The sequence below is a fragment of the Mesorhizobium sp. CA16 genome (assembly GCF_020165175.1).
In the GTDB taxonomy this organism is placed as follows: domain Bacteria; phylum Pseudomonadota; class Alphaproteobacteria; order Rhizobiales; family Rhizobiaceae; genus Mesorhizobium.
Genome location: NZ_JAIUHP010000005.1, coordinates 274,760 through 295,823, shown reverse-complemented (window position 1 = coordinate 295,823; position 21,064 = coordinate 274,760). Strand labels below are relative to the sequence as shown.

General features: G+C 63.7%; 19 protein-coding genes and 2 pseudogenes. 3 read left to right on the top strand and 18 right to left on the bottom strand.

Features of this window, described 5'->3' with window-relative positions; translation table 11 throughout:
- Window positions 1-174: 174 nt before the first annotated feature.
- From LB525_RS10660 to LB525_RS10625, 7 genes and pseudogenes are all read right to left on the bottom strand, one after another.
- Window positions 175-369, bottom strand: a complete 195-nt coding sequence (locus tag LB525_RS10660; protein WP_224544569.1) for a transcriptional regulator domain-containing protein — start codon at window positions 367-369, stop codon at window positions 175-177.
- Window positions 370-500: 131 nt separating this feature from the next.
- The gene (locus LB525_RS10655; RefSeq protein ID WP_224544568.1) at window positions 501-1,169 is read right to left on the bottom strand and encodes a hypothetical protein; all 669 of its coding nucleotides are present in this window, start codon (window positions 1,167-1,169) and stop codon (window positions 501-503) included.
- Window positions 1,170-1,678: 509 nt separating this feature from the next.
- Window positions 1,679-2,005 (bottom strand): DUF736 domain-containing protein, encoded by a 327-nt coding sequence (locus LB525_RS10645; protein WP_224544567.1) that lies wholly within the window; start codon window positions 2,003-2,005, stop codon window positions 1,679-1,681.
- Between the two features lie 383 nt (window positions 2,006-2,388).
- On the bottom strand, window positions 2,389-2,616 hold the full coding sequence (locus LB525_RS10640; RefSeq protein WP_224544566.1) for a hypothetical protein: 228 nt from the start codon (window positions 2,614-2,616) through the stop codon (window positions 2,389-2,391).
- 8 nt (window positions 2,617-2,624) lie between these two features.
- The gene (locus tag LB525_RS10635; protein ID WP_224544565.1) at window positions 2,625-2,870 is read right to left on the bottom strand and encodes a hypothetical protein; all 246 of its coding nucleotides are present in this window, start codon (window positions 2,868-2,870) and stop codon (window positions 2,625-2,627) included.
- 41 nt (window positions 2,871-2,911) lie between these two features.
- The gene (locus LB525_RS10630; protein WP_224544564.1) at window positions 2,912-3,649 is read right to left on the bottom strand and encodes a Crp/Fnr family transcriptional regulator; all 738 of its coding nucleotides are present in this window, start codon (window positions 3,647-3,649) and stop codon (window positions 2,912-2,914) included.
- A 166-nt stretch (window positions 3,650-3,815) separates the two neighbouring features.
- Window positions 3,816-4,050, bottom strand: a pseudogene (locus tag LB525_RS10625) (transposase); the annotation flags it as partial.
- Between the two features lie 85 nt (window positions 4,051-4,135).
- Here LB525_RS10625 and LB525_RS28710 point away from each other — a divergent pair.
- Window positions 4,136-4,351, top strand: coding sequence for a hypothetical protein (locus LB525_RS28710; RefSeq protein ID WP_411971018.1), 216 nt, complete (start codon window positions 4,136-4,138; stop codon window positions 4,349-4,351).
- A gap of 168 nt (window positions 4,352-4,519) precedes the next feature.
- On the opposite strand, the gene LB525_RS10620 is transcribed toward LB525_RS28710, so the two are convergent.
- From LB525_RS10620 to LB525_RS10585, 8 genes are all read right to left on the bottom strand, one after another.
- On the bottom strand, window positions 4,520-5,449 hold the full coding sequence (locus LB525_RS10620; protein ID WP_224544563.1) for an ArdC family protein: 930 nt from the start codon (window positions 5,447-5,449) through the stop codon (window positions 4,520-4,522).
- Window positions 5,450-5,718: 269 nt separating this feature from the next.
- Window positions 5,719-5,904 carry a hypothetical protein gene (locus LB525_RS10615; RefSeq protein WP_224544562.1) on the bottom strand — a complete coding sequence of 62 codons (186 nt, stop codon included), beginning with the start codon at window positions 5,902-5,904 and terminating at the stop codon, window positions 5,719-5,721.
- A 579-nt stretch (window positions 5,905-6,483) separates the two neighbouring features.
- Window positions 6,484-7,071 carry a hypothetical protein gene (locus tag LB525_RS10610; protein WP_224544561.1) on the bottom strand — a complete coding sequence of 196 codons (588 nt, stop codon included), beginning with the start codon at window positions 7,069-7,071 and terminating at the stop codon, window positions 6,484-6,486.
- Between the two features lie 506 nt (window positions 7,072-7,577).
- Complete coding sequence (locus LB525_RS10605) at window positions 7,578-9,248, bottom strand: ParB N-terminal domain-containing protein (protein ID WP_224544560.1); 1,671 nt, start codon at window positions 9,246-9,248, stop codon at window positions 7,578-7,580.
- A gap of 315 nt (window positions 9,249-9,563) precedes the next feature.
- Window positions 9,564-14,672, bottom strand: a complete 5,109-nt coding sequence (locus LB525_RS10600; protein WP_224544559.1) for an N-6 DNA methylase — start codon at window positions 14,670-14,672, stop codon at window positions 9,564-9,566.
- Between the two features lie 82 nt (window positions 14,673-14,754).
- Complete coding sequence (locus LB525_RS10595) at window positions 14,755-15,153, bottom strand: DUF3085 domain-containing protein (RefSeq protein WP_224544558.1); 399 nt, start codon at window positions 15,151-15,153, stop codon at window positions 14,755-14,757.
- Window positions 15,154-15,164: 11 nt separating this feature from the next.
- Window positions 15,165-15,764, bottom strand: a complete 600-nt coding sequence (locus LB525_RS10590) for a DUF1419 domain-containing protein (RefSeq protein ID WP_224544557.1) — start codon at window positions 15,762-15,764, stop codon at window positions 15,165-15,167.
- Window positions 15,765-15,808: 44 nt separating this feature from the next.
- Window positions 15,809-16,855: a DUF3991 and toprim domain-containing protein gene (locus LB525_RS10585; protein WP_224544556.1), complete on the bottom strand. Its 1,047-nt coding sequence runs from the start codon at window positions 16,853-16,855 to the stop codon at window positions 15,809-15,811.
- Between the two features lie 370 nt (window positions 16,856-17,225).
- Here LB525_RS10585 and LB525_RS10580 point away from each other — a divergent pair, with 370 nt between their 5' ends.
- A complete protein-coding gene (locus tag LB525_RS10580; RefSeq protein WP_224544555.1) occupies window positions 17,226-17,453 on the top strand; it encodes a hypothetical protein in 228 nt (75 codons plus the stop codon).
- Between the two features lie 632 nt (window positions 17,454-18,085).
- Here the strand turns inward: LB525_RS10580 and LB525_RS10575 are convergent.
- A pseudogene (locus LB525_RS10575) lies at window positions 18,086-18,331 on the bottom strand (SDR family NAD(P)-dependent oxidoreductase); the annotation flags it as partial.
- A gap of 210 nt (window positions 18,332-18,541) precedes the next feature.
- On the bottom strand, window positions 18,542-19,291 hold the full coding sequence (locus LB525_RS10570) for an SDR family oxidoreductase (RefSeq protein ID WP_224544554.1): 750 nt from the start codon (window positions 19,289-19,291) through the stop codon (window positions 18,542-18,544).
- A 12-nt stretch (window positions 19,292-19,303) separates the two neighbouring features.
- Here LB525_RS10570 and LB525_RS10565 point away from each other — a divergent pair, with 12 nt between their 5' ends.
- Window positions 19,304-20,281, top strand: coding sequence for an AraC family transcriptional regulator (locus LB525_RS10565; RefSeq protein WP_318012397.1), 978 nt, complete (start codon window positions 19,304-19,306; stop codon window positions 20,279-20,281).
- A gap of 102 nt (window positions 20,282-20,383) precedes the next feature.
- Here LB525_RS10565 and LB525_RS28705 read toward each other — a convergent pair whose 3' ends face one another.
- Complete coding sequence (locus tag LB525_RS28705; protein ID WP_411971015.1) at window positions 20,384-20,638, bottom strand: DUF6527 family protein; 255 nt, start codon at window positions 20,636-20,638, stop codon at window positions 20,384-20,386.
- Window positions 20,639-21,064: the final 426 nt, after the last annotated feature.

The following is a 21,064-nucleotide window of genomic DNA, read 5'->3' as shown; positions in this document are numbered from 1 at the left end:
CCCCCCGGCGACGAACGCACGTGAAGGCCGACCTCGTCATGCCGGCCCGCGGCCAGCTGGACGTCGGAGGCGCTGCCTTGACCCGTGCGCAGGCCCCGCGGAAGCGCGACAAGGTTGACGACCCCAGGGTTGATCTGAGGCGCCCAATAGACGGGTTGCTCCACCGCGGACTGGTCAGGCCGGGCGGCGAAACTGCAAACCCCAGCGTTTGCGTAATGCGCGCATCGCCTGAGCCGAGCGTGAGGTCGCGAAGTCCTGCTGATATTGCGGATTGCGTCGCAGGAATTCCCAGGCAATCTCATCGGCGGTTGCGCCTTTGACGAATGCATATGCCTGTGGGTCACGCCACTGCGATGTATCCGGCTTCATCCGCATCCTTCCCTTCTCGAGAATTTGATAGGGGGACGCGGCGTTAAGCGAAATCCTTGGATTCCGTCATTGACGAATGGACGAGGAGGGAACCCGGCGACGAGCGATCAGGCCCGGGGGCCTAGCGAGGCCTATTGGCTTGCGCCGCCCTGCAGTATTTTGAATGTGTTCGTCCAGCTGCGATAGGCCTCGTCATCGCCTTGGCTCCACGCACCGAACGCGCGCCAGGCCGCGAAGGATGATGCGGACAGCTCGAACAGCGAGCCGATCGATTGGTCGCCGGCGGGCCAGCCGGCCGGCTGGTCGCTTGTCGCTTCATGCGTGAGCCGCCGCAAATCGGCCAAGGCCGAGCGGATCTGCGGCAGCGGAAATTCGAAGATGTCGGTGTTGTCAGTCGCCTCTCGAAGGACAACCGCGAGCTTGGCGATCACGCCTGTCAACGATTGAGCAGGCGTCGAAGCAAGCTCAGCCAGCAAGGCGTCGGCCTTCTCGGCATCATCCTGTTCCCGGGGATCGAGACCGTCGCAGTCGGCGCTAGCCCCCTCCCCGCGCCCGATAACTGCGCCGGTGGGCAAGAGCGCGCCGCGCTCCAGGACTCTCTCCTCCTCCTGCTGCTGCCGGAGGCAGGAAGCCAGCATCCCAACATGGGCGTCGATCCAGGCAAGGGACAGGAGAAGTGCGGGATCAGGTGACAACGGGCCTTCGGCTGAAGGGCCGGCACGCTCTTTGGTCAACGGAGATTGCATCTCCCGTCCAAGCGTGACGGAAGGCAAAGTCGTGGTATTGTCGGAATCAGCCATGATCCGAGCTCCCACACAGCTTGGCTTTGGTCAGGTCGGGCAAGGTGTTCGTGCACCCTGCTCGACCATTTCACCGCCGCCCAAGCGACCTGGAGATCATCTCTCTTGGGTCGCAGGCGGTGGCAACTAGCGGTGATTTAAGTGAGCGCAGGCAAAAAATCAAGCCCTATGGCATCAAATGATACTTTTGGTTCAGTTGAAATTACAAGTGGGCAAATGCGAGCCGCACGTGCTTTGCTTCAATGGGATCAGAAAACGCTTGCGGAACGGTCCAGGGTCTCGCTCGCTACAATCAAACGACTAGAGCCTCTAACCGGTCCAATAAGTGCCAACAGAGTGACCATTGACGCGTTGCGACGCGCATTCGAATCCGCAGGAATTCAGTTTATCCCTGAGAATGGTGGTGGCGCGGGCGTCCGGCTCGCCAGCCGTTCTGATCAATCATAGCTAGGTTCCGCAGTCAGCATGAAAGGACGCCTCGCCCGATGCCGGGCGAGGCGTCTACCGATTCACTCGCCGTTGCGGCGGTTGGGGCGGGACCAGATGAGGCTGTGGCCCTCGGCTTCCTCGTCGGCGAAGAGGTTGGCGTAGATCGGAGCGGTGAAGCTCGGGTCGTCCAGCTTGAGCCCGAGATAGTCGCGGCCCTCGTTGGAGCGCTTGGACCAGGCGGCGCCGATCTCGGCCTTGCCGACCACCACGCGGTGGCTTGGGGCGTTCTCGCCGCTGGCCCGGGTGTCGGGGACGATGCGCACGCCCTTGGCCTGGACGCTGAGGGTGACGATCTCGCCGGTGAACTCGTTCGCACTGGTCTTCTTGAAGGTGCCGATGGTAGCCATTTTCAGTCTCCGTTTTCTTCGTTTCCGAGCCCGCACCATGCGGCCCGCATCGCTTGCGACCGCAGCGAAGCGCAGGATGGCGCAGGCGCGCGTTTCTTGGTTGCGCGAGGAATGGGCTTCGCCCAGGGGAAGAAACGCGCGACGCGCCATTGCGGCATAGGCGGTCGAGGCTTCAGCCGTCCTTCGGCCAGATCAGCCCGTTCGAGAGGTCGTTGGTGCGCTCTGCGAATGAAGCCGCCGCTGCGATTCCCCAATTGTCGCGTGATCGCGCCGCCTTTGTTGGATTGCCGGCGGTTTCGACTGGACGCTCGTGCTTCTTGATGTCGGAGTTATGCGCGTGGCGTCGGCCGATAATGGCTCTCGCGGGGACTACCCCGAGTGAGTCAGGGGAGTTGGGCGTCGAATTCAACGACGAATCCCGCGTCGATCGCCATTCTCGCTATTTGATCGCCAAGTTCCCAATCTGTGAGTTCGCAAAGCGGAAACATCTTTCTCACGGCGAAGATGACCTCTGATACCGATACGCTCGGATTTTCGACATTGTCGATCAGGTAGAGGACAATCGCTCGACGAATGTCCGATGAAGCAGTCGTCTGCGTGAGCGCCGGCATCTTCGGCTCTATGAATGGAGCCGCGATGTTGCGCTATCGGCTGTTGCTGCGTCGAAGGCTACGGGCACGCTGTGAACGATGCATGCCGTCGCCAGCATTTCCTCCAACTCGCGGTCGGAAGCCTTGCAGTCCGGCATCAGTGTTCGCATTGCGCGGATTGCCTGCGCGATGGACAGGAACCCGGCCTTGCCCCTGGAAAGAACATAGGCCTCGGCGGCTTTTTCAACCGTGACGGTCCGGTATGTGTTGGTCATCAAGAGTTCCTCCCTGAACCCAAACCAACGCGATTAACGGCCTATTTCCGGCGGCCTTCAAGCGTATGTCCGATAGCGGACAATTCGGAGCCCATGCCGAAGTGCCGTTGCTCCTCCTCGCCATATGCTCCGCGTGTGAGCTTTATCATGCCGATGCGGTCGACAATCGCGATCTCACCGCGCTTGGCGTGGATTAGCCCCCGATATTCAAGCATTTGGAGGGCAGTGGTAACGCCGGGACGCCGGGCGCCAAGCATGGTCGCCAGAAATTCATGCGTCAGGTAGATTTTTCCTTCAGTCCGGTCGTGGACCATCAGCAACCAGCGGGCCAGCCTTTCCTCGATTTTGGAGTGGCCGTTAACCAGCGCCGTCCGGGACGACTGCACAAGGAATGCGTGGGCGTAGCGAAGCAGCGCCTCATGAAGGCTCTCGCTTTCTGCAATAGCAGCGCGAAGGTTTTCAACCGGCAGGCACCATCCATTGCCGGCGACTTGGATATAGGTTTCGTTGGGAGATCTGTCTTGCCCGAGAACGACCGCGACTCCCGTCATGCCGTCATGGCCGATGATGCCGACTTCGCTCTGCCGCGCTCCGGTCAAGGTGGCGACCACCGACGCAATGCCCATCTCTGGAAAATACACGTGCTCTATCGGTTGATTGGGGTCCTCCAGTCGGGCTTTGATAGCAAGGTCCACGCGATGCATGGACGGCTGTAAAAGCGCGAAATCCTTCGGAGCAAGAGTTTTCAAAATGTGGTTGCGAAGAACGGACTGAGGCATGGCTCTTCTCCCTGACGGGCAAGAGCACGTACCTCTTACTGTCGACTGCATCCGAAATATCTGGCGGCCGATATCGAAGCATAGGCTTCGACTGATCGATTGGCAAATCGCTGAACAGGGGTTGTGTGCGTCAAGTTCTGCAAAAAGGGGGCTGCCATGAGGCTGGTCATGCGGCTTGGCGCAGAGCGAGCTTCTTGTGCTCGCGCAGGTCGTCGATGTTGATGTAGCGGTTGGCCCCCATACAGTTTTCCTTGGTTTCGACGGCCAGCGCTCTGACCAAGTGCAGGCGGCTCTGTGAGTTTGGAAATGCGCACGACATAGGTGCGGCGCCTGATCTCTTCGTTGAGGCGTTCCAGCATGTTGGTCGACTTCAGGTGCTTGTGGTACTGACGTGGCAGGCGTGGTGGCTGCCGCAAGCTACGAGGCTCGCGCCTTCGGCGGTCGCTCCGCGATGCCTTTCATCACGGCAATGGCCGGGGCCGGACGATCGCGCTTTGGGTCAAATTTGCTGATTGCCACCAGACCACGCGCAGTCGCACCGTTTCGGTGCCAATCGAGTTCTCTGATTCAAACGTCTCGCAGCCGATCTCCTGGGGTCGGTGTTTTCCGGTACAGAAGGCAATCCGGCTCCTGGGTGTCAGGCTTTCGTCGCTAGTCAATGTGTTGCCGCCGGAACAACGGCAACTTCGGTTCGAACTTTAGGATGGCCGCGAGAAGGAAATCGGCCGCCCGGATCTGTCGATCAGCCAGAGCGGGAATCGATTTCGCGATTGTCCGGGAAGCATCTCCGGCTTAGCCATCGGCCGGCACGGCCGAGCGAAACAGAGGGGAGGCACATGACCTCCCCTTCCAAAGTTGATGCGTGAAACATTAGGCAGCATTGCGTTCTTCTGCGGTCTCCGGCTGAAGGCCATGCAGGAAACCGACGGCGCGCTGCGCATGGGCTGTGGCCGAGAAGATCGCGCGCTTGTCGTCGGCGAGGATTTTCAACCACGAGCCGAGGTAGCTCGCATGGTCCGGCCTGGGCTCGAGTTCGGGCGCGATACCAAGATCGGCGCAGAGGAAGCAGCTTCCGAGCTCGGCAATCAGTTCCTCGCGCGCTCGCTCGCTGCGATCCTTGGCGTAGCGGCTAAGGTCGCGGTTCACGCGATGCGGCGCCGAAGTCCAATGGATGACCTCGTGACTGAGTGTGGCAACGTATGACGCGGCGTCCCGGAACGTCTGGAAAGGCGGCATCTGGATGCGGTCCGTCACCGGGGCGAAGTAGGCGCGGTCCCCGCCGTGCTGGATTAGCGCCCTAGTATTGGCGAAGAACTGGTCGGCCTGCCCGATCCGGGCGATCGGATCGCGCACCGGCTCCGCCTGCCGTCGATAAAACTGGTCGGGCAGTCCATCGATTTGCGCAATGTTGAAGACGGAATACGCCTTGAGGAACGGGATCTCGCGGTCGATTTCCTCGCCCCTGGTGTCCGTCTCCGTCCTGGTGAAGCGGCTGGCGAAGACCACCATAGAGCCGGTCTCGCCCTTGCGAACCCCGCCGCCAAGGTCGAGCGCCTGCTTGAATGTCATCCACATCGGGCTGGAAAAGCCGCGTGCGACAGCCTCCGACCAAAGCAGCAGCACATTAATGCCGTTATAGGGCAGACCATTGTGTCTGAGCGGCCGGGTGACGCGGCCGGAGGCATTGCTCGGTTGCCACGGCTGCATCCAAGGACGAATACCCTTATCCAGCTCGGCTAGGATGCGGTCGGTGATCCGCGCATAGACATCGATGCGCTCTGCATTTTCTTTCCTGGTCATTTTCATGAACCTCCGGTTGCAGGCCGCGCCGATCGCGGCCCCGTCACGGGGGTCCGCTTGGGCGGAGCAGGAAGGCGGGCCGCGCACCCTACCGGTCCCATGGTGCTTGCACGATGGGGTGGGCCGCAGCGACAGCGGAGGACGGCGAAGCCGTTGCGCTGACTGCCCGGCTCCGCCAGGACCTCGGGAAGGACGGGGGCGCGAGCGGCCGTCAGAAAATAGGAAAGCGGCGCTGGGCGCCGCCTGAATGCCGTCGAGAGAAGGTCGGTTCAATGAACCGACCGGCCACCGCCATATGGATCGTATTCGAAGAGGATTTCGACATCGGCGTCGTCGAGCTCTGCGGCGGGCATGACACCAAATTTGTTGTCGACCTGGAACAGGATAACCGGGACCATGAGAGTGCGGGCGAGAGACCATGCGGCCTTTTGGGCGAGTATGAGATCGTGGGACATCTGAGGGCTCCATCTTGGAGCGGGCCAATTCCCGCTCGATGGCTCCGTCAGTGTGCGAAGGCGGGCGCGATCACCCGAAGGCGTCAGCCGAGCGGCCGCAGCATGCTAGCGGACCCCTTGCGGGTTGATCGGGGAAGATCCGCGGCCGCACCAGGAAAGCCATCACCAGAGAGCGGGAGTTGGGCCGTGAAGGAGCCCAGCAATGCCGGTCGGGCCGAGGCTGGCGAACGAGCTGGCGTCGGCAGCCGTCCCCGGAACGTCATGCACCGGAAGCGACATCCGAACCTGGGTGCAAAGTCGCACACATGAAATCGCTGGAACAAGAACTTGCCGTCGACGTGGTCGCCACGGGCGGAAAATTAGGAGACGATGCGGCCATATTTGCTCGGGCGCGCACCGCATGGCAGCAGGTCGTCTCACTTCGTCCGCCGGGAGACGGCACTCGCGACGAAAGGTTCACTTGGCGATGATGGAAAGCGGCATGTTCGGCCCATGAAAATGGGCTGGGCCCCGTGCAGTCGATGAGCCGGACGTGCTCGACATGGAAGGAGGGCGGGACCGGAGCCCCGCCCTCGACGTTCATCCGAGGGCCGCCATCTGCAATTCGGCCGCCTTGCGGTCGACGGATTGGCCGGGGTTTTCGACTGGACGCTCGAAGGGCTTCCAGACCTCGCCTACGACCTGCTCGTAGGCCGCGATAGCCCCCTCGGCGGCCATGCGCAGCGCATGGGCCTGTAGTGCCATATCGGCGGCGAACTCACGCTTGCGCTGGGCAGCGCTGTCGAAGCCGACCGGACCTGCGACGTCTTCGTTCCGATCGTCGCAGGCCGACTTGGCCGTCGCGTCCCGAGCTTCGGATACCGACCGGCTGTAGAACTGGCCGGCCCCGTAGGCGGACCCGACAAAGGCACCGACGACGCGTTGCAGGTGTATCTGCATGGCGCGTTCCCCAAGCCCCTCGTCGAGCGCTGCGGCCGTGTCCACGACGAGCTTTTCGTGCAAGTCGCGAATGCCGTCGCTGTCGAGCACCGGGAGGCCAAAGCTCTCCGAGACGAGCGCGCACTGTGCGGCGTCGGGACACACGAGTCGGACCATTTGGAAGGTAGTGCCCTTGCGCAGCGGAGCGACGCGGGCGGTTGCGCGGGGATTGGCGGCTTTCCTGGTCATTGGCATATCCTTTCTTCTGGTTCTCGAGGCCAGGACCGGCTCCGTGCCGGCCCTCCCTCGGGCGCGGACCAAAAAGAACCGGCGGAATGGCGGGCGCTTCAGGGCCCGGGCGGACCGAGACGAGCATGGAAGGTTTGCGGCCAAGCAGGGCTTTCTTCAGCCCTCGCGCGGGGCGCGGGCCTGCCATGCCGAGACCGGACCGATCCGGCCGCCTCGCGGCGCGGAACGCGGCCTTGAAGCGGACGTCCGCAGGTTCAGGACCGCACAAAGCCCGAGTGAGGACCGGCACGGGCCTCGACTTCGACATTGGAACCGAAGGACGGGTGATCATGGCCACCTGCCTATTCATCGACCGAAGGTGTCTCGGCATGCACCACACGGTCACACCATCATGGCCCTGGGCCTACGCCGGAGTTCCATTGTCGCCAGCGCTCGCTGCCGCGGCCGTACACCTGCAGCCGCCAAGCGAACCTGGCGGCGGCAGAGCGATCAAAAGGAGGCGAGGTCTATTCGGCGGCCTCGCGGTAGCCTTCCTCGAGCTCGCCTTTCTCGGAACGTTGGTCCTCTCCACTCAGACCGTCGACCTCAGGCCCAACGTCGTCCTCGGCCTCGGGGACGGTGCTCTTGGACAGCCACTCGGTCAGGCTTGCCGCATCGGCAGCGAACAGCGCAGCCGGGTGGACGAAGTGCCCCTCCTTGAAGTGCTCGACGAGCGCGGCCCGCGTGTCCTTTACGCGCGCCCGCGGCAGAACCGGCGTGTCGTCGCACAAGCCCTCGAGCGCCGGACGCGACAGACAGGACAGGAAGTCCTCGGTGCCCATATTGGCGAGGAAGCTGTCTGCCCCGATCGCGCCCCCTGCGACGAGCGCCACCACGCCCGACTTGCTCATGCCCTCGCGGCAGGAGAGCGCATCGATGAGGACGCCCCGGGCCGCGATGCGCAAAGTCTCGGCGTCGAAAGCGAACTTGCCCTCGGCATCGAAGAGGGTGGCGGCGTGCCGAGGCATGCGGCGACCGAACCCATGATCGCCGCCGGCACCGGAATCAACGCGCACGTTCTGGCCAGCGAAGGCGAGAACGAGCAACGCCAACAGCGTGTCGTCCTCGACCGGCGCCCGTGACAGCGCCTCATGGAGAGCATCGGTGCGCAGGTCGCCGATCATCTCGATGCCCTTACGGGTCACATCGGGACGCGATTTCGGCATGACGACCGCCTCGGCGGCTTCCGTCGCGTTGGCCTTCTTCTTGGCCTCGGGCAGACGGAAGTGAACGGTCTTCACCTTTCCCTCGCGGTCGAGATACATCGCGGCGTGATCCGACTTCTTCGGCGTGCCATAAACGCGTTCCGCCTTTGGCGGCAGCTTCACCTCTCCATACGTGTTCGGTTCGGTGATGATGCCTTTCTTGGGCAGGTTCTGAGTCATCCATTCCTGCTGGGCGCCGAGGAAGGCCTCGACGTCGGTGGTGTACCGGCTGTCCTGGTCGGCCGGTGCGAACAGATCCTCCACCCAGGCGATGCCATAGGCCTCGCGCAGCTCGTCGCCAAAGCTTGCGTCGCGCGCGTACATCCGGCGCTTGGTGAGACCGTTGGCGATGCTCCACCACGACACCTGCGGATCGCCCTTATTCGGCTTTTTGGCCTTCCAGACCTCCTTCTGCTCCTCGAGCGAAGCGGCCGCGATAGTGCGGAGCTGCTGCTCGTTCGGCATATCGCCCTTGGCCATGGCGTCGAGCATCGCCGGCAGCACATTGGCGAGCAGGCGCAGCTTCTTGATCTGGCGCACAGACTGCGCGAGGGCGATCGCAATGGCCTCTTCGGTCCAGTTCAGCGCAACGAGACGCTCGATCGCACGCCACAGATCGACCGGGTTAAGCTGCTCGTGCGTGATCGAGGTGGCCAGCGAGCGCATCGCGCCGCCGTCCTCGGCTCGAGGCACGACCAGAACGGCGATCTCTTCGAGACCTGCAGCGATCGCCTGCTTCGCCCGGCGATGACCCTGATCGATGACGAAGCCATTGCCGCCATCGGCCTCAGCGAAGACGATCAGCGGCTCGACAACACCGATGGCCTTGATCGTTGCCAGCAGCAAGGCGTCGGCCTGAGGGCTGGACTTGGAGCGCCGCGCCTTGTCAGGATTGTCCTTGAGCGAGCGCGGATCGACAAACTTCAGTTCCATTGGAATGCTCCTTGGTGGGTTATGGACAGGCCCCGTCGCCGGTCCTTTCTCGTCTTCTTTCCGAAGACACCCCCCGGCCCGCGGCGCGGGCGGGACGGGGCAATTGCGCTGGAGCATCCCTGCCCGGCTGGCCAAGCGGGGCTTCTTCAGCCCTGCGCAGGATGACGGGCCGGGATGGCGACGGGCGCGATTGAGCGTCAGCGTCGGCGGACCACCCGATCTGCGAGCAGTCCTCCTTGCTTTTTCGCTTCCCTACTTCGTTCGGGAAGGCCCCTCCACCGAGCCGGCGAGGGCCGCTCAGAACGTGGGGGCGGGTTACGCCGCCTGCACCTCAGCGGGGCGTACACCATCAATCTCCTGCGACAGCGATCTTTCGATTTCGGAGAGCTGGCGGCGCTTGTCGGCCAGTTCGTCCGAGAAGGCGAAGGTACTGCCCGCGCGTGAGCGATAGGACGCGAGCCGCCGCTCGGCCTCCGCGAGCCTGTGGCGTGCGCGCTCCTGCTCCTCCTCAAGATTGCCAAGCATATGTTCGAGCTTTGCAATCGCGCGAAGCGGCGTGGTGGTCACAGGTAACTCGACTTCCGTCGCCGCGCCGGCGCGCAGCAACGTGGTGATGTAGCCATAGCTGTCCTGGCCAAAGCGCTCGCCGCAATATTGGAGTTCGAACCCACCGATCGCGGCGATGGTGCGGGTACCGGCATGCTGGAGCTGGATCAAAGTCAGGATCTCGGTCATCAGGGCGCGGCCGGCGAGCTTGCGCTCCACATATGTCGTGTTGCCCACGCTCATGCGGAACGCCTCGCCCGTCGTCGGAACCAGCCGCGCAAGGTCCTGGCCGATCTCGCCAATGCGACGTGTCGAGTGTTCGATGTCGCGCTCGGCATCGCGGATCTGTCGGCGGATGGCGAACTGATCGTCCTGATGCGCCGCCCTCAGGCGTTCGAGCCGGGCGATGTCTGCCTCGAGCCCGGCCTTCTGCATCAGGCGCGGGTCGCCCGAGGCAATCGCCTTGGCCATGGCGAACTGGTTGGCCTGCCCTTCGCCGAGGTCGTCGAGGCGGCGCACCGAGGTGTCGCCCGAGAGTGCAGCGGCGATGAAGCGAGCCTTGCGCTCGTTGTTCTGCCACATCTGGGCGTCCATCGAGCCTTCAGTGGCATAGGCGAAGATGTCGACGATGTGGTGCTGGTTGCCCTGCCGCAAGATGCGTCCCTCGCGCTGCTCGATTTGCGAGGGGAGCCATGGCACGTCGAGATGATGCAGCGCCTTGAGCCGGAGCTGGGCATTGACGCCGGTGCCCATGGTGTCGGACGAGCCGATGAGAAACCGGACTTTGCCCGCGCGGACGTCGCCGAACAGCCGCTGCTTGGCCTCCGACTTCTTGAAGTCCTGCATGAAGGCGATTTCGGCCGCCGGCACGCCCATGCGCACCAGCTCGTCGCGGATCCAACGATAGGCCGAGAAGCCCCGCGTCCGCTCAACATTGAGCGTGCCGAGATCGGAAAAGATCATCTGCGCGGCGCCAGTCAGTTCGAACGGCGTGCCGTCCGGCCGGACGTAGGCTGCGTCTGCGGTGTCGCGCCAGATGCGGTAAGCATTGACGATGAGGTCGTTGAGCTTATTGCCCGGCTCATTGTCATTGTCCGGATCGACGAGGCGGAGGTCGATCGCGGCATGGCGGCCATCGGTGATGACCGAGAGCAGGATATCGTCGCCGGGCTCGGGTGGCGCTTCGCGCCCTTCGATCGCCTTGATCCGGGCGTCGAGGAGAGCCTGGTAGCGCTTGAACGCGACAGATGGTTTGCAGGTCCTGATCTGCCGCGTGCCGGTCGAGAGCGCCGGCACCTTGACGTAGTCGCGCAGATCCTCGGGCGTGATCACATCCGCAAAGGTGCGGAACATGGCGATCAGCTCAGGGACATTGACGAAGGTGGCGAAGCGGGTGACCGGTTTGTATTTGCCGTTGGGCTGCAGCTCGAGTTCGGTAGTGACGTCGCCGAAGGTCGAAGCCCAGGCATCGAACTCGTGGAGGCCACGCTCGGACAAAGCCGCGTAGCCGAGGTAGCGCTGCACCGAGAACATCTCGCCCAACGTATTGGTGATCGGTGTACCGGAGGCGAGGACGAGCGCCCTGTCCGGGTTCCTGGTCTCGACGAAGCGGGATTTCACATAGAGGTCCCAGGCGCGCTGCGAGCCGTTCGGATCGATCCCCTTCAAGCTCGACATGTTGGTCGCGAAGCTGAGCTTCCTGAACTCCTGCGCCTCGTCCACGATGATCTGGTCGACGCCGATCTCGGAGATGGTGAGCAGGTCGTCCTTGCGGGTTGCGAGGGCCTCCAGACGTTCCTTGAGGCCTTCCTTCAGCCGCTCGAGGCGCTTGCGCGACACGCGATCGCCGCTTTCGACCTTGGTGAGCAGGAACTCATAGAGCGCGAGCTCGTCCTGAATCATCTGCTGTTCGAACGAGGACGCAACGCCGATGAAGCGGAAGGCCGAATGAGTGATGATGATGGCGTCCCAATTCGCCATGGCCGCGCGGCTGAGGAAGCGGCGCCGCTTGTCCTTGCTGAAATTGGTCTCGTCGGCGACGAGGATGCGGGCCATCGGATAGAGCGCCAGGAACTCGCGCGCGGCCTGCGCCAAGCAATGTCCTGGGACGATCATCATGGCCTTGGCTATGAGACCGAGCCGTTTCTGCTCCATGACGGCGGCCGCCATGGTCATGGTCTTGCCGGCGCCTACGGCGTGCGCGAGATATGTCGAACCGGCCGAGATGATGCGCCAAATGCCGCGCTTCTGGTGTCCATAAAGAGAAACCGCGCCTGAGGCGCCCGCAAGTTGCAGATGGTCCCCGTTGAACCTTCGCGGGGCGATGTTGTTGAACCGGTCATTATAGACCCGCGCCAGCCGGTCGGTGCGGTCGGGATCGGACCAGATCCAGTTTTGGAAGGCCGTTTTGATCTTGGTGAGTTTCTCCTTGGCCGCCTCGGTGTCGACGACATTGAGCACGCGCCGCTCGCTGTCGCCATCCTTGATGGTGTCAAAGATCTGCGGCATGCGGCTGTTGAGCGCGTCGGTGACGAGCTCGCCGGCATGCCGGCGCTCGGTGCCCCATTCGGACGTGCCGGACGCCATGTAACCGAGCTGGCGGGCATCAACCGTCCAAGAACCGAGCTCGGGCATGTGGTGAATGCGGATCTCGGCGCCCATCGTCTCCTTGACGAAGGCGACCACATCGGCCGCCGGAATCCAGGGCGCGCCGAGACGCGCGGTGATGTCGGATGGGCCGAGATCGGCGGGCTGGACAGCTACGAGGGCGCGGACGTTGCGCTCGAAGGCGGGATCGAGAGCCGCGGCGGCTTCAGCGACCTTGAGCTTGCCACGGACCTGGCCGGAGAGATAGTCGTCGGCGGTCCGCCAGGCGCCGCTCTCCGGATCGCGGTAGATGGCGTCGCCCAGATCGGCGATGACCAGGTCGGGATCGACATGCAGCACCTCGGCGATGTGATCGATATCGACTAGGCCGCGCTCGTTCAGCACGACCGCGAGAGCGTCTGCTGGCGAATTGATGATCGGGGCCGCGGGCGGTGCGATCACCCGCTCGGTGAAGATCGGACCGGGCCGGGCGGTGTCCGTCTCGAGGTCGTAGTCCTCGATCGAGGCCACGAGCCAGCAATCGGGGTCATCGAGGAACGGCGCGAGGTTCGGGCGGCGATGCGTCTCGCGCACCTCGCCGGTCTTCGGGTCCTCGCTGGTCGACACGACGGTGGTGTTGATCGGACCGAAGGCACGGACGAAATTTGACCAGGCGATGCGCAGCTTGACCTGCGCCGCCTTCCACGGTCGATCCAGCTCCTGCGCCTTGAGGACCTCGCGCACCGCGTCGCGGATCGGGATCAGCTTGCGGATGATGCGGGCGTGCTTGTCGAGCACCCCATCGCTTGATCGGCCCTTGCGAACGGTGAGGGTCACTGGCGCGCCGTCGACCATCTGCATCAGCGCCGTGTTTGAGGCGACGAAGAAGCTGCCCTCGCGGATAGAGGGACCTGCGGGAAGGTCTTCACCGAAGTGCCCGGTGTGTCCCCCGTTGAGATCGATCCTCTCGGGCTCGCCGTCATAGATGGCTTCCGGGAGAAGGGTGATCGCATCCGACAGGGCCTGTGCAAGATCGACGCCCGGACACGGGAGACAGGTATACGTCTCGCCGAACCGTCCCGAGGTGGTCGCGTGCGTGCCGAGCACGAAATCCGGTTGCCGGGCAAGCCAGCGGTTGATGCGGATCGCGCCATCGCCGCCATCGGCAGGACGGACCTCGTCGGTATCGAGCCACGACAGATCGCCTTCGACCTCGCCGTGCCCTCTCTTGCGGAAGAAGAGGACGTCCACCACCACATCGGTGCCGGCGTCGGCCCGGAAGCTGCCCTCGGGAAGGCGGATGGCGGCGACGAGATCGGCGGTCTTGCTGATGTGCTTGCGCACCGAACAATCCGTCTTGTCCATGGTGCCCGAGCTGGTGACGAACGCGGCGAGACCACCGGGCTTCAACAGGTCGATCGAGCGGGCGATGAAGTAATCATGAAGGCGCAGCCCCATCGACCGATAGAAGCGATCCGAGCGGACGATACGGTCCGAGAAGGGTGGGTTGCCGATGGCGAGATCGAAGTCAGCCGGCAAGTCGGTGCGGGCGAAGTCGGCGTTTACAATGCGTGCCCGAGGCTGGAGTAGCCTGGCAATCCGCGCGGTCACCGGATCGAGCTCGACGCCGGTGACGTGCACCTCGTCGCGCAGTTTTGCCGGCGTCAGGGCCACAAACAATCCCGTGCCGATACCGGGCTCGAGCACCCTGCCCCCACGCCAGCCGAGACGCACCAGGCCTGCCCACATCGCGCGACCGATGAACTCTGGCGTGAAGTGCGCATATTGCGTGCAGCGCGCGAGCGAGGCGTAGTCGGTGCTCGACACCATCTCCTCGAGCTCGGCGCCCATCGCGGCCCAGCCGGCGCGGAAAGCATGGTCGCCGGGACGGCGAAACACCGCATTGGCGAGCTCGGAAGCGCCGAAGCCGGTGAAGCGGATCAGCCGCGCCTGTTCCTCGCGCGTCGCCGGCCGATCGGCGCTCTCGATTTCGGCGGCGAGCCGTATCGCATCGAGATTATCGCGGGCTCGCTGCTTCCAGCTCCGGGCAAGACCGCGATCGGTCTCGAGGAAGAAGTTGTTGCCATCCAGGCCGGCCTCGGCCGCGCGGCACAGCGAGTGGACGGTTTGGAAGGCCGGCTGCGACTCCGGCACGGCGGGCGTCGTAATCTCTTTAGGTTTGGGCTCGCCAGCGCCGAAGTCGTTGCCGAAGGCGGTGACGCCGAGACCGAGGCCCGACGATTGCGTGGTGGTGTTGAACAGATCGAGCGTGAATGGATCGTCGTTGGACATCTGGAGAATCCTCGTCTTGAAGGCGCGCGCGAGCCCCCGGCCGAGCGGGTCGCCCAGGCGATCGATGTCGCGGCTTGGGAAGTCAGCGGGTGATCAGCGAGAGCGCGATTTCGGTCTCGGTGAGTTCGACATTGAGGTGAGTAGCCCGCAGGTTGCGGTCGAACAGCGGAAGCAGACGCTCGGCCTCGATGAACTCGAGGCCGTCATCGGCGCCGAAGTGGCGGCGCTTGTAGTCCCACCAGTCAACGTCGCCCCTGGGGTGGCATTGCTCGGAATAGACGACGAGCGCGCGTGTCCCTTCGACGAGCCTGCCGTTGGACATGATGTAGACGCCCTCGTCGCCGACCAGCCACAGACCCGGACTCTCGCCTTCGCCGGGGCGGGTGCCGTAGTAGGGATTGCGGAAACCGTCATTGGCCGCGGCATCCTCGATGCCGCGCTCTATGACCTTGCGGACCGCTACGATCGGAAAGGTAAACATCGCCGCCTCCCTCACGCCGCTGCGCGGACGGGAAGGTTCCTGAGATGCACCGGCAGCTTGGCCGCGATCTCGTCGTCGGTCAGGTCGTCGAGCAACTTCTGCTCGGGCGTCCCCAGGCCATAGACGAGGATGGTGCGTTTGCCGCGATGCTCGGCTCCGAAGCGCTCCCCGGCGTAGCCGCGGTACTCGTCGTGGGTCGCGCTCCAGACATGCTCGAGGCGCTCCGCACGCGTCATCGCCTTCACTGGCCAGGATTCGCGTTCGACGATGGCGTCGCGCATCTCGACCGGCGAGCGGGGCCGCGCGAGGTCGCAATAGGCATGGAAGTAGCGCGTCCTGCCGTTGATGCGCAGTGTGTAGAAGACGCTGGTCAGGCTCTCGGTGAGGGACTCGCGCAGGGCGAACATCTCGCCGCGCATCCAGAGCGGCGGCAGCAGGTCGAGCATGTAATCGTGCTCGGCTCGCGCGATCTCGAACCACTCGCCGGCGAACAGGCCGCTGTCGTCATTCTCCCAGCGATCGGGCCGCTGGGCGTGGCGGTCGAAGAGGCGGAACATCTGCCGGCGATCGGCGACGCCGAAGTAGATCTTGCGGATGAAGGATTGGGTCATGGGAGGCTCCTGGCCTTGTGCGGAGCCGGAGCGCGGTTCATCCCCTATGGATCACCATCCCCTTCGGCTCTTCCGGACCCTCCCCCCGCGGCCGCCTCTCCGCCCGGGCGGGTCAAGGGCCGGCGCGAGCCGGGCGAAGCTTCACCCTTGACGCGACCGGCGGGCATGCGGCAGCTTCCTCCTTCCTCCTCTCCTGCTTCCGCTTTCATTCTCAGATCGGCGTTCCAATCATCCGCTATAGGTCGAAGGCGATCACCGCCGCACTGAGCTTGCTCCCCCAGCCCGAGCAGGCGGTCGGCATAGATGTCGCCCTGCTTGTTGTTGTCGGTAGCCGCGACGAGCTCAATACCCGGCTTGGCGGCAAGCGCGCGGAGCGCCGCATCGGTTGCCGGCGACCAGCCGCCACCGGTGCTGAGATAGAGCGTGTCGGCGCGGAAGCCCTCAAGCGCGGCAAGGCTCATAGCGTCGATCGCGGCTTCGGTCACGCAAAGGCGCAACGCATCGGGACTGCCGAGGCGGAACAGCACCTTGGCGCCGCCCGTGGCAAAGCCGCGCCAGTCCGGTCCGCGTTCTTCCCAGCCCGTAACGTTGCCGTTGGTGTCAATATGGGCAGCCCACATCGAGCCGTGCGGGCCTTCGCGCAGGACGCCGGCGCTGATTGCGGCGCGGACGATGCGGTCGGGAAGATGGCGGGCCTTGGTGAGATAGCGCCAGGTCGCCGATCCGCACCACGGCCTGCGCCGTGCGTGCCAGCGCTCCGGTATCGACAGGTCAGGCTCCCGCTGGCGGGACACCCGCTGCCAGACCGGCTCGGACGGCACGAACCCGACAAGGTTGGCGACGTCGTTCATCGCTTCGACGAACGGCACCATCTCAAGATGTTCGACCAGGCGAAAGACATCGCCCTTGTCGTCGCCAAGCGGGTCGAACCAGCCCTTGCCGTCATGGATGACGATGATGATCGACGCCTCACGGCGATATTTCATCGCCTTGCGCGTGCTCTGCTTGACGTCGAGGGCGAATCCCGCGCGCTCCAGCACCGCAGCGCAGGGTACCTTGTCCTTCAGCCCTTCAATTTCTGCTTTTTCCATTTTCGCCCGCGCACCTGTGCAGCGCCTCCCTTCTATTCGGTCCTCGCCCAAACAATCAGGCAGGAACAGGAGGCCGCGAAGCGCAAGGCGGGCAAGGGCGCGGCATGCAACGCGATGATAGTGACGGGTTGCGCCGCGGCGCAGCTTCCCTTGCCGGCCTTGGCGCGCAAGCGGCACGGTGCGCCGCCGTCAGTTTCGGTGATGCTCTTCCTCCGCGACCACTGCACGCACCGCGTCGATGTCCATTTCCGAAAACTGAGCGATTCGGGCGACTTCGCAGCCCATCTTGACCCAATGGTAGTCGGCACGGGCAGCCTGGCGCCGCGCGCGGTCTTGTCTGAAACTTGTAGCATTCTACGGACTGCGAACCTTGCTGACGCTCGCCCGCGACTATGTAAACACGACCGTCATGATTTTCGGCGCGGCACCGAGCTTTGATGATGTTCTGGCCTCGGCCCGGCAGATCGAGAAAGCCCTGAACGCCGGAAGCCAGATGCGGCGGCCCCGATGCCAAATCAATCGCCTCCTTCCTCGACAGGCTGGCGGCGCAGGTTCTGCCTTGCCGGGCCGAAGCGATCTAATGTCTTTAGAGCTATGATTTTTCGCGCCGATAGATCGCCACGCCATACGCCTCCTGAGCGCGAGACCCGTCGAAAGGTTAACCACCCTTTGAGTTGGAAATCCGCTTTCGGCGACGGCACCCCGCTATAAGCACGTTGGTTCCGCTGTAGGTGCGATCCGTACTGGCATTCTTCGGCAGGAGAGCAAGGCCTTTGCTCCTCCCTTTCTGTTATCAACCCGTCGCTGAAAATCCGGCGCTTCTAGGCCTCTCCGTCGGGAGAGCCCACTGCTCTCCTGACCAATGTGAAAAGGGCGTACAAGGTGAAGGCACCGAAATGTCCGTAAGCGCAAACAAGTCAGTTCGGTGCTGGAGCAGGTTCGTGGCCATGAGACCGGTTCAACAGGGCGGCCGAAGGAGCATCAGCATAGCGCCGCCGTCAAGGCGGGATGCGGGACCGACAGCCCCCGGCGAAGGGCGCCATATGAAACGACCAGTCCGGTTCCAGCAATCCTGGTTTCGATCTCACCGATACCCAAATGAAATCGGGTGAGAAATGCCGCGGAGTCGTGCGTCGCCAAGGCAATTTCTGGATGCTGCCGGCATCCAAAGCCAAATACGCCACCGCCATATAGCCGCGTAAAACTCTCCTATGACTGACGCCATGCCGCTCAGCGGAACATCGAGCCGCCATCCACGTCGAGCGCCGCGCCGTAGACGAATCTCGCGGCGTCGGAGCACAGGAACAGGATCGCGGCAGCCATATCCTCGGGCCGGCCCATGCGGCGTATCGGCAGGTTGGCCGCGATGCGGTCCTTGAGGGCCGGGTCGATATGGGAGTGCATCGGTGAGCCGGTCGGCCCCGGATTGAGGGCGTTGATGCGCACCTTCTTTCCAGCCAGTTCGCGCGCAACCGACCAATTGGTAAATCAGCCATTCAGCTCACGACGCCTTGCTGTCATTGGAATCGGACACGATAAACGGCTCGATCGAGCCGTTTGCCGCATGTGGGCAGACCCCACCATTAAGACAGGTTCTGCCGGCGAAGCGGAAAATTCGCGACACCGGCAAAGTGTTACTCGCCCTCCGTCTGACCCGAAGTGCCGGAGCCCCCAGCATTCCTGCCCTCATGCCGCAAGAGCCATGGCATCGGCGCCTGCGGTCTGCCGCAAGGGACAGTCCGGCTTGGTCACTGCCCGCCAAATGGCGGCAATCACGTCTGCCGGCTCGGTGATCTTCGCGTTCGCCGCCGCCGCGTGAGCGGCAAAGACCTGCTTGGCAATGGGGCCATAGGCTTCGGGAATGCCCCCCGCTTCTGCCATCTTGCCGCGTGCGTTGGCCCCGAAACGGGTCCCTGGAGCTTGGCCGGGCAGGACCAGCCGCGTGCGGATGCCGAAGGGCTCGAGCTCCAGCGCGAGGCATTCGGTAAAGGCATTCACCGCAGCCTTGCTGGCCGTGTAGATCGGTAGCAGCGGCAGCGCCTTCAGCGTTGTGCTGGAGGAAACATTGACGATCGTCCCCGCTCCGCGTTGCCGGAACTGCGGCAGCACGGCGCGGACCATCTCGATCGTGCCGAAAGTGTTGGTCTCAAAAATTTCGCGGATTATCTCTTCCGGCGTGCCCTCCAGCGGTCCCATCCAGCCGATGCCCGCATTGTTTACGAGCGCATCGATCGGACCTGCTGCCTCGACCGCGCGGCCGATCGCATCGCGCTCGGTCACGTCGAGTTGCAGGATGCGCAGTCGATCGGAGGCGGGCAAGACATCCTCGCGCGGGCTGCGCATCGTGGCGACGACCGACCAGCCCTTGTCGATGAAGTGGCGCGCGGTCTCCAGCCCGAAGCCAGAGGAGCATCCGGTGATCATCACGGTGTTCATGGGGTGTCTCCGTTGTTGGATGCTTTGGATATCGACCTTGCGGAGCGAATTTTCTATAATCGCATGTCCGTCACTGTTTATCGAAAGTCCGAAATGTCAGATCCGCTTTCCGAAGTGATCGCCCTTTTGCGTCCGCGCGCGCCCTTTTCGAAGCTGGTGGACGCTTCCGGCCCCTGGCGCGTACGGCGGACCGAGGTTGGACAGGTCTACTATTGTCTGCTCCTTGCCGGTCAGGCGCGTCTCGAGGTGGACGGCAAGCCGCCGATGAAGCTTTGCCAAGGCGATTTCGTGCTGGTGCCGGCGGTGCAGAGCTTTTCCATGTCGAGCGCCGATCCCGAACCGCCGCCTGGGCTGGAAAGCCGCCCTTTGATCCGTCCGGACGGAACAGTGCGGATCGGGCCAGAGAACGCCGCTGTCGAGGTGCAGCAGCTCATCGGGTATTGCAGCTTCGGCGCCCCGGATGCGGAGCTGCTGGTGTCGCTGCTTCCCGATATGGCCATGGTGCGGGGGGAGCAGCGTCTTGGCGACCTGGCGCGACTGGTGCGGGACGAGGCGAGAGCGGATCGCCCGGCACGCGACGTGGTTCTGGAACATCTGCTGCAGGTGCTACTGATCGAAGCTCTGCGTTCTGCGACCGAGACGAGTGCCACGCCAGGCCTGCTGCGCGGGCTGGCGGACGACCGGTTGACCGGCCCGCTGCGCGCCATCCACGCGGCGCCAGATCGCGCATGGAGCGTCGCCGAGATGGCACGTGAGGCGGGGCTGTCCCGCTCGGCCTTCTTCACGCGATTCAACCGAGTGGTGGGCATGGCGCCGATGGAATACCTGCAAAGCTGGAGGATGACGCTGGCCAAGCACATGCTTAGAGCGCGGCAGCACAGCATCGCGCAGATTGCGGCGAAGACCGGATATGGCTCGACGAGTGCCTTCAGCTCAGCCTTCTCGCGGTGCGTGGGGGCGCCGCCAGCGCAATACGCCCGCGGTGCTTGAAGCGGCGAAATCAGGTATTCATAGCTGTGCCAGTGGGGGCCGACTGCTGACTGTCCGGTCCTGGAGCGGACCCTGCAGATAGCTGCCGTTCGGTAACCGACCTTAGTTCCTGCCACCACTAAACAGGCCGCGCAGCCACTTGCCAAATCGGACCCACCATTTGCGATTGTGCGGGCGAGCGGCATAGTAGGTCTCGCCTCGGTGCTGTTCCGCGATGCGGCCCGCGTTGATGTTCTCCTCACTCCACTGGCCTGCCCACAGGACTTTTCCGCCTGTGATGACGGAGTGCGAGCGGCGCGGCAACTGCCAGTTCCCGATTGAGGGAACGACCGTAGGCCCACCGTTCGTATAGGTCACTCGCCATTCAGGAGGGCCGAGCGGCGTCCTAACTTCGTACCGCAACCGCAGGCGCAAAGATGCACAGCGATGTCGAACTCATCGGCCACGTATAGCTCGCGAGCTACACCCCGAAGTTCGCCTACGGTCGCCAGTATCCTCAGGTCCTGGCGCAGCCGAACTGCGCGATACCGACGAGCATCGCTGTGCCGTCCTTCCGGTCCGCCCCGCAAAACGTCCGTTTAGGCGCTTATCTGCCGTTCGTGGCAGCCACCGGAACGACCACGAGCCACCCAGATGACGGTGCGACATGATCCCGGTGCGATCGAAGGGAAAGTCGATTTTTTCTCATTCGGGGCCGGATGCCGAAAGGGAGCTTCAGGTCTTCGGATGCGCGATAGCGGACGTTTACCGTGGGCGCCTTGAAGTCTCGACCTGATCGAAAGC

Excerpts from the sequence above, each read along its gene's own strand:
- LB525_RS10590 (WP_224544557.1), bottom strand. The coding sequence starts at position 15,764 with ATGACCCAATCCTTCATCCGCAAGATCTACTTCGGCGTCGCCGATCGC.
- LB525_RS10595 (WP_224544558.1), bottom strand. The coding sequence starts at position 15,153 with ATGTTTACCTTTCCGATCGTAGCGGTCCGCAAGGTCATAGAGCGCGGC.
- LB525_RS10640 (WP_224544566.1), bottom strand. The coding sequence starts at position 2,616 with ATGCCGGCGCTCACGCAGACGACTGCTTCATCGGACATTCGTCGAGCG.
- LB525_RS10605 (WP_224544560.1), bottom strand. The coding sequence starts at position 9,248 with ATGGAACTGAAGTTTGTCGATCCGCGCTCGCTCAAGGACAATCCTGAC.
- LB525_RS10655 (WP_224544568.1), bottom strand. The coding sequence starts at position 1,169 with ATGGCTGATTCCGACAATACCACGACTTTGCCTTCCGTCACGCTTGGA.
- LB525_RS10645 (WP_224544567.1), bottom strand. The coding sequence starts at position 2,005 with ATGGCTACCATCGGCACCTTCAAGAAGACCAGTGCGAACGAGTTCACC.
- LB525_RS10585 (WP_224544556.1), bottom strand. The coding sequence starts at position 16,855 with ATGGAAAAAGCAGAAATTGAAGGGCTGAAGGACAAGGTACCCTGCGCT.
- LB525_RS10600 (WP_224544559.1), bottom strand. The coding sequence starts at position 14,672 with ATGTCCAACGACGATCCATTCACGCTCGATCTGTTCAACACCACCACG.
- LB525_RS10620 (WP_224544563.1), bottom strand. The coding sequence starts at position 5,449 with ATGACCAGGAAAGAAAATGCAGAGCGCATCGATGTCTATGCGCGGATC.
- LB525_RS10630 (WP_224544564.1), bottom strand. The coding sequence starts at position 3,649 with ATGCCTCAGTCCGTTCTTCGCAACCACATTTTGAAAACTCTTGCTCCG.
- LB525_RS10570 (WP_224544554.1), bottom strand. The coding sequence starts at position 19,291 with ATGAACACCGTGATGATCACCGGATGCTCCTCTGGCTTCGGGCTGGAG.
- LB525_RS10635 (WP_224544565.1), bottom strand. The coding sequence starts at position 2,870 with ATGACCAACACATACCGGACCGTCACGGTTGAAAAAGCCGCCGAGGCC.
- LB525_RS10660 (WP_224544569.1), bottom strand. The coding sequence starts at position 369 with ATGAAGCCGGATACATCGCAGTGGCGTGACCCACAGGCATATGCATTC.
- LB525_RS10610 (WP_224544561.1), bottom strand. The coding sequence starts at position 7,071 with ATGACCAGGAAAGCCGCCAATCCCCGCGCAACCGCCCGCGTCGCTCCG.
- LB525_RS10615 (WP_224544562.1), bottom strand. The coding sequence starts at position 5,904 with ATGTCCCACGATCTCATACTCGCCCAAAAGGCCGCATGGTCTCTCGCC.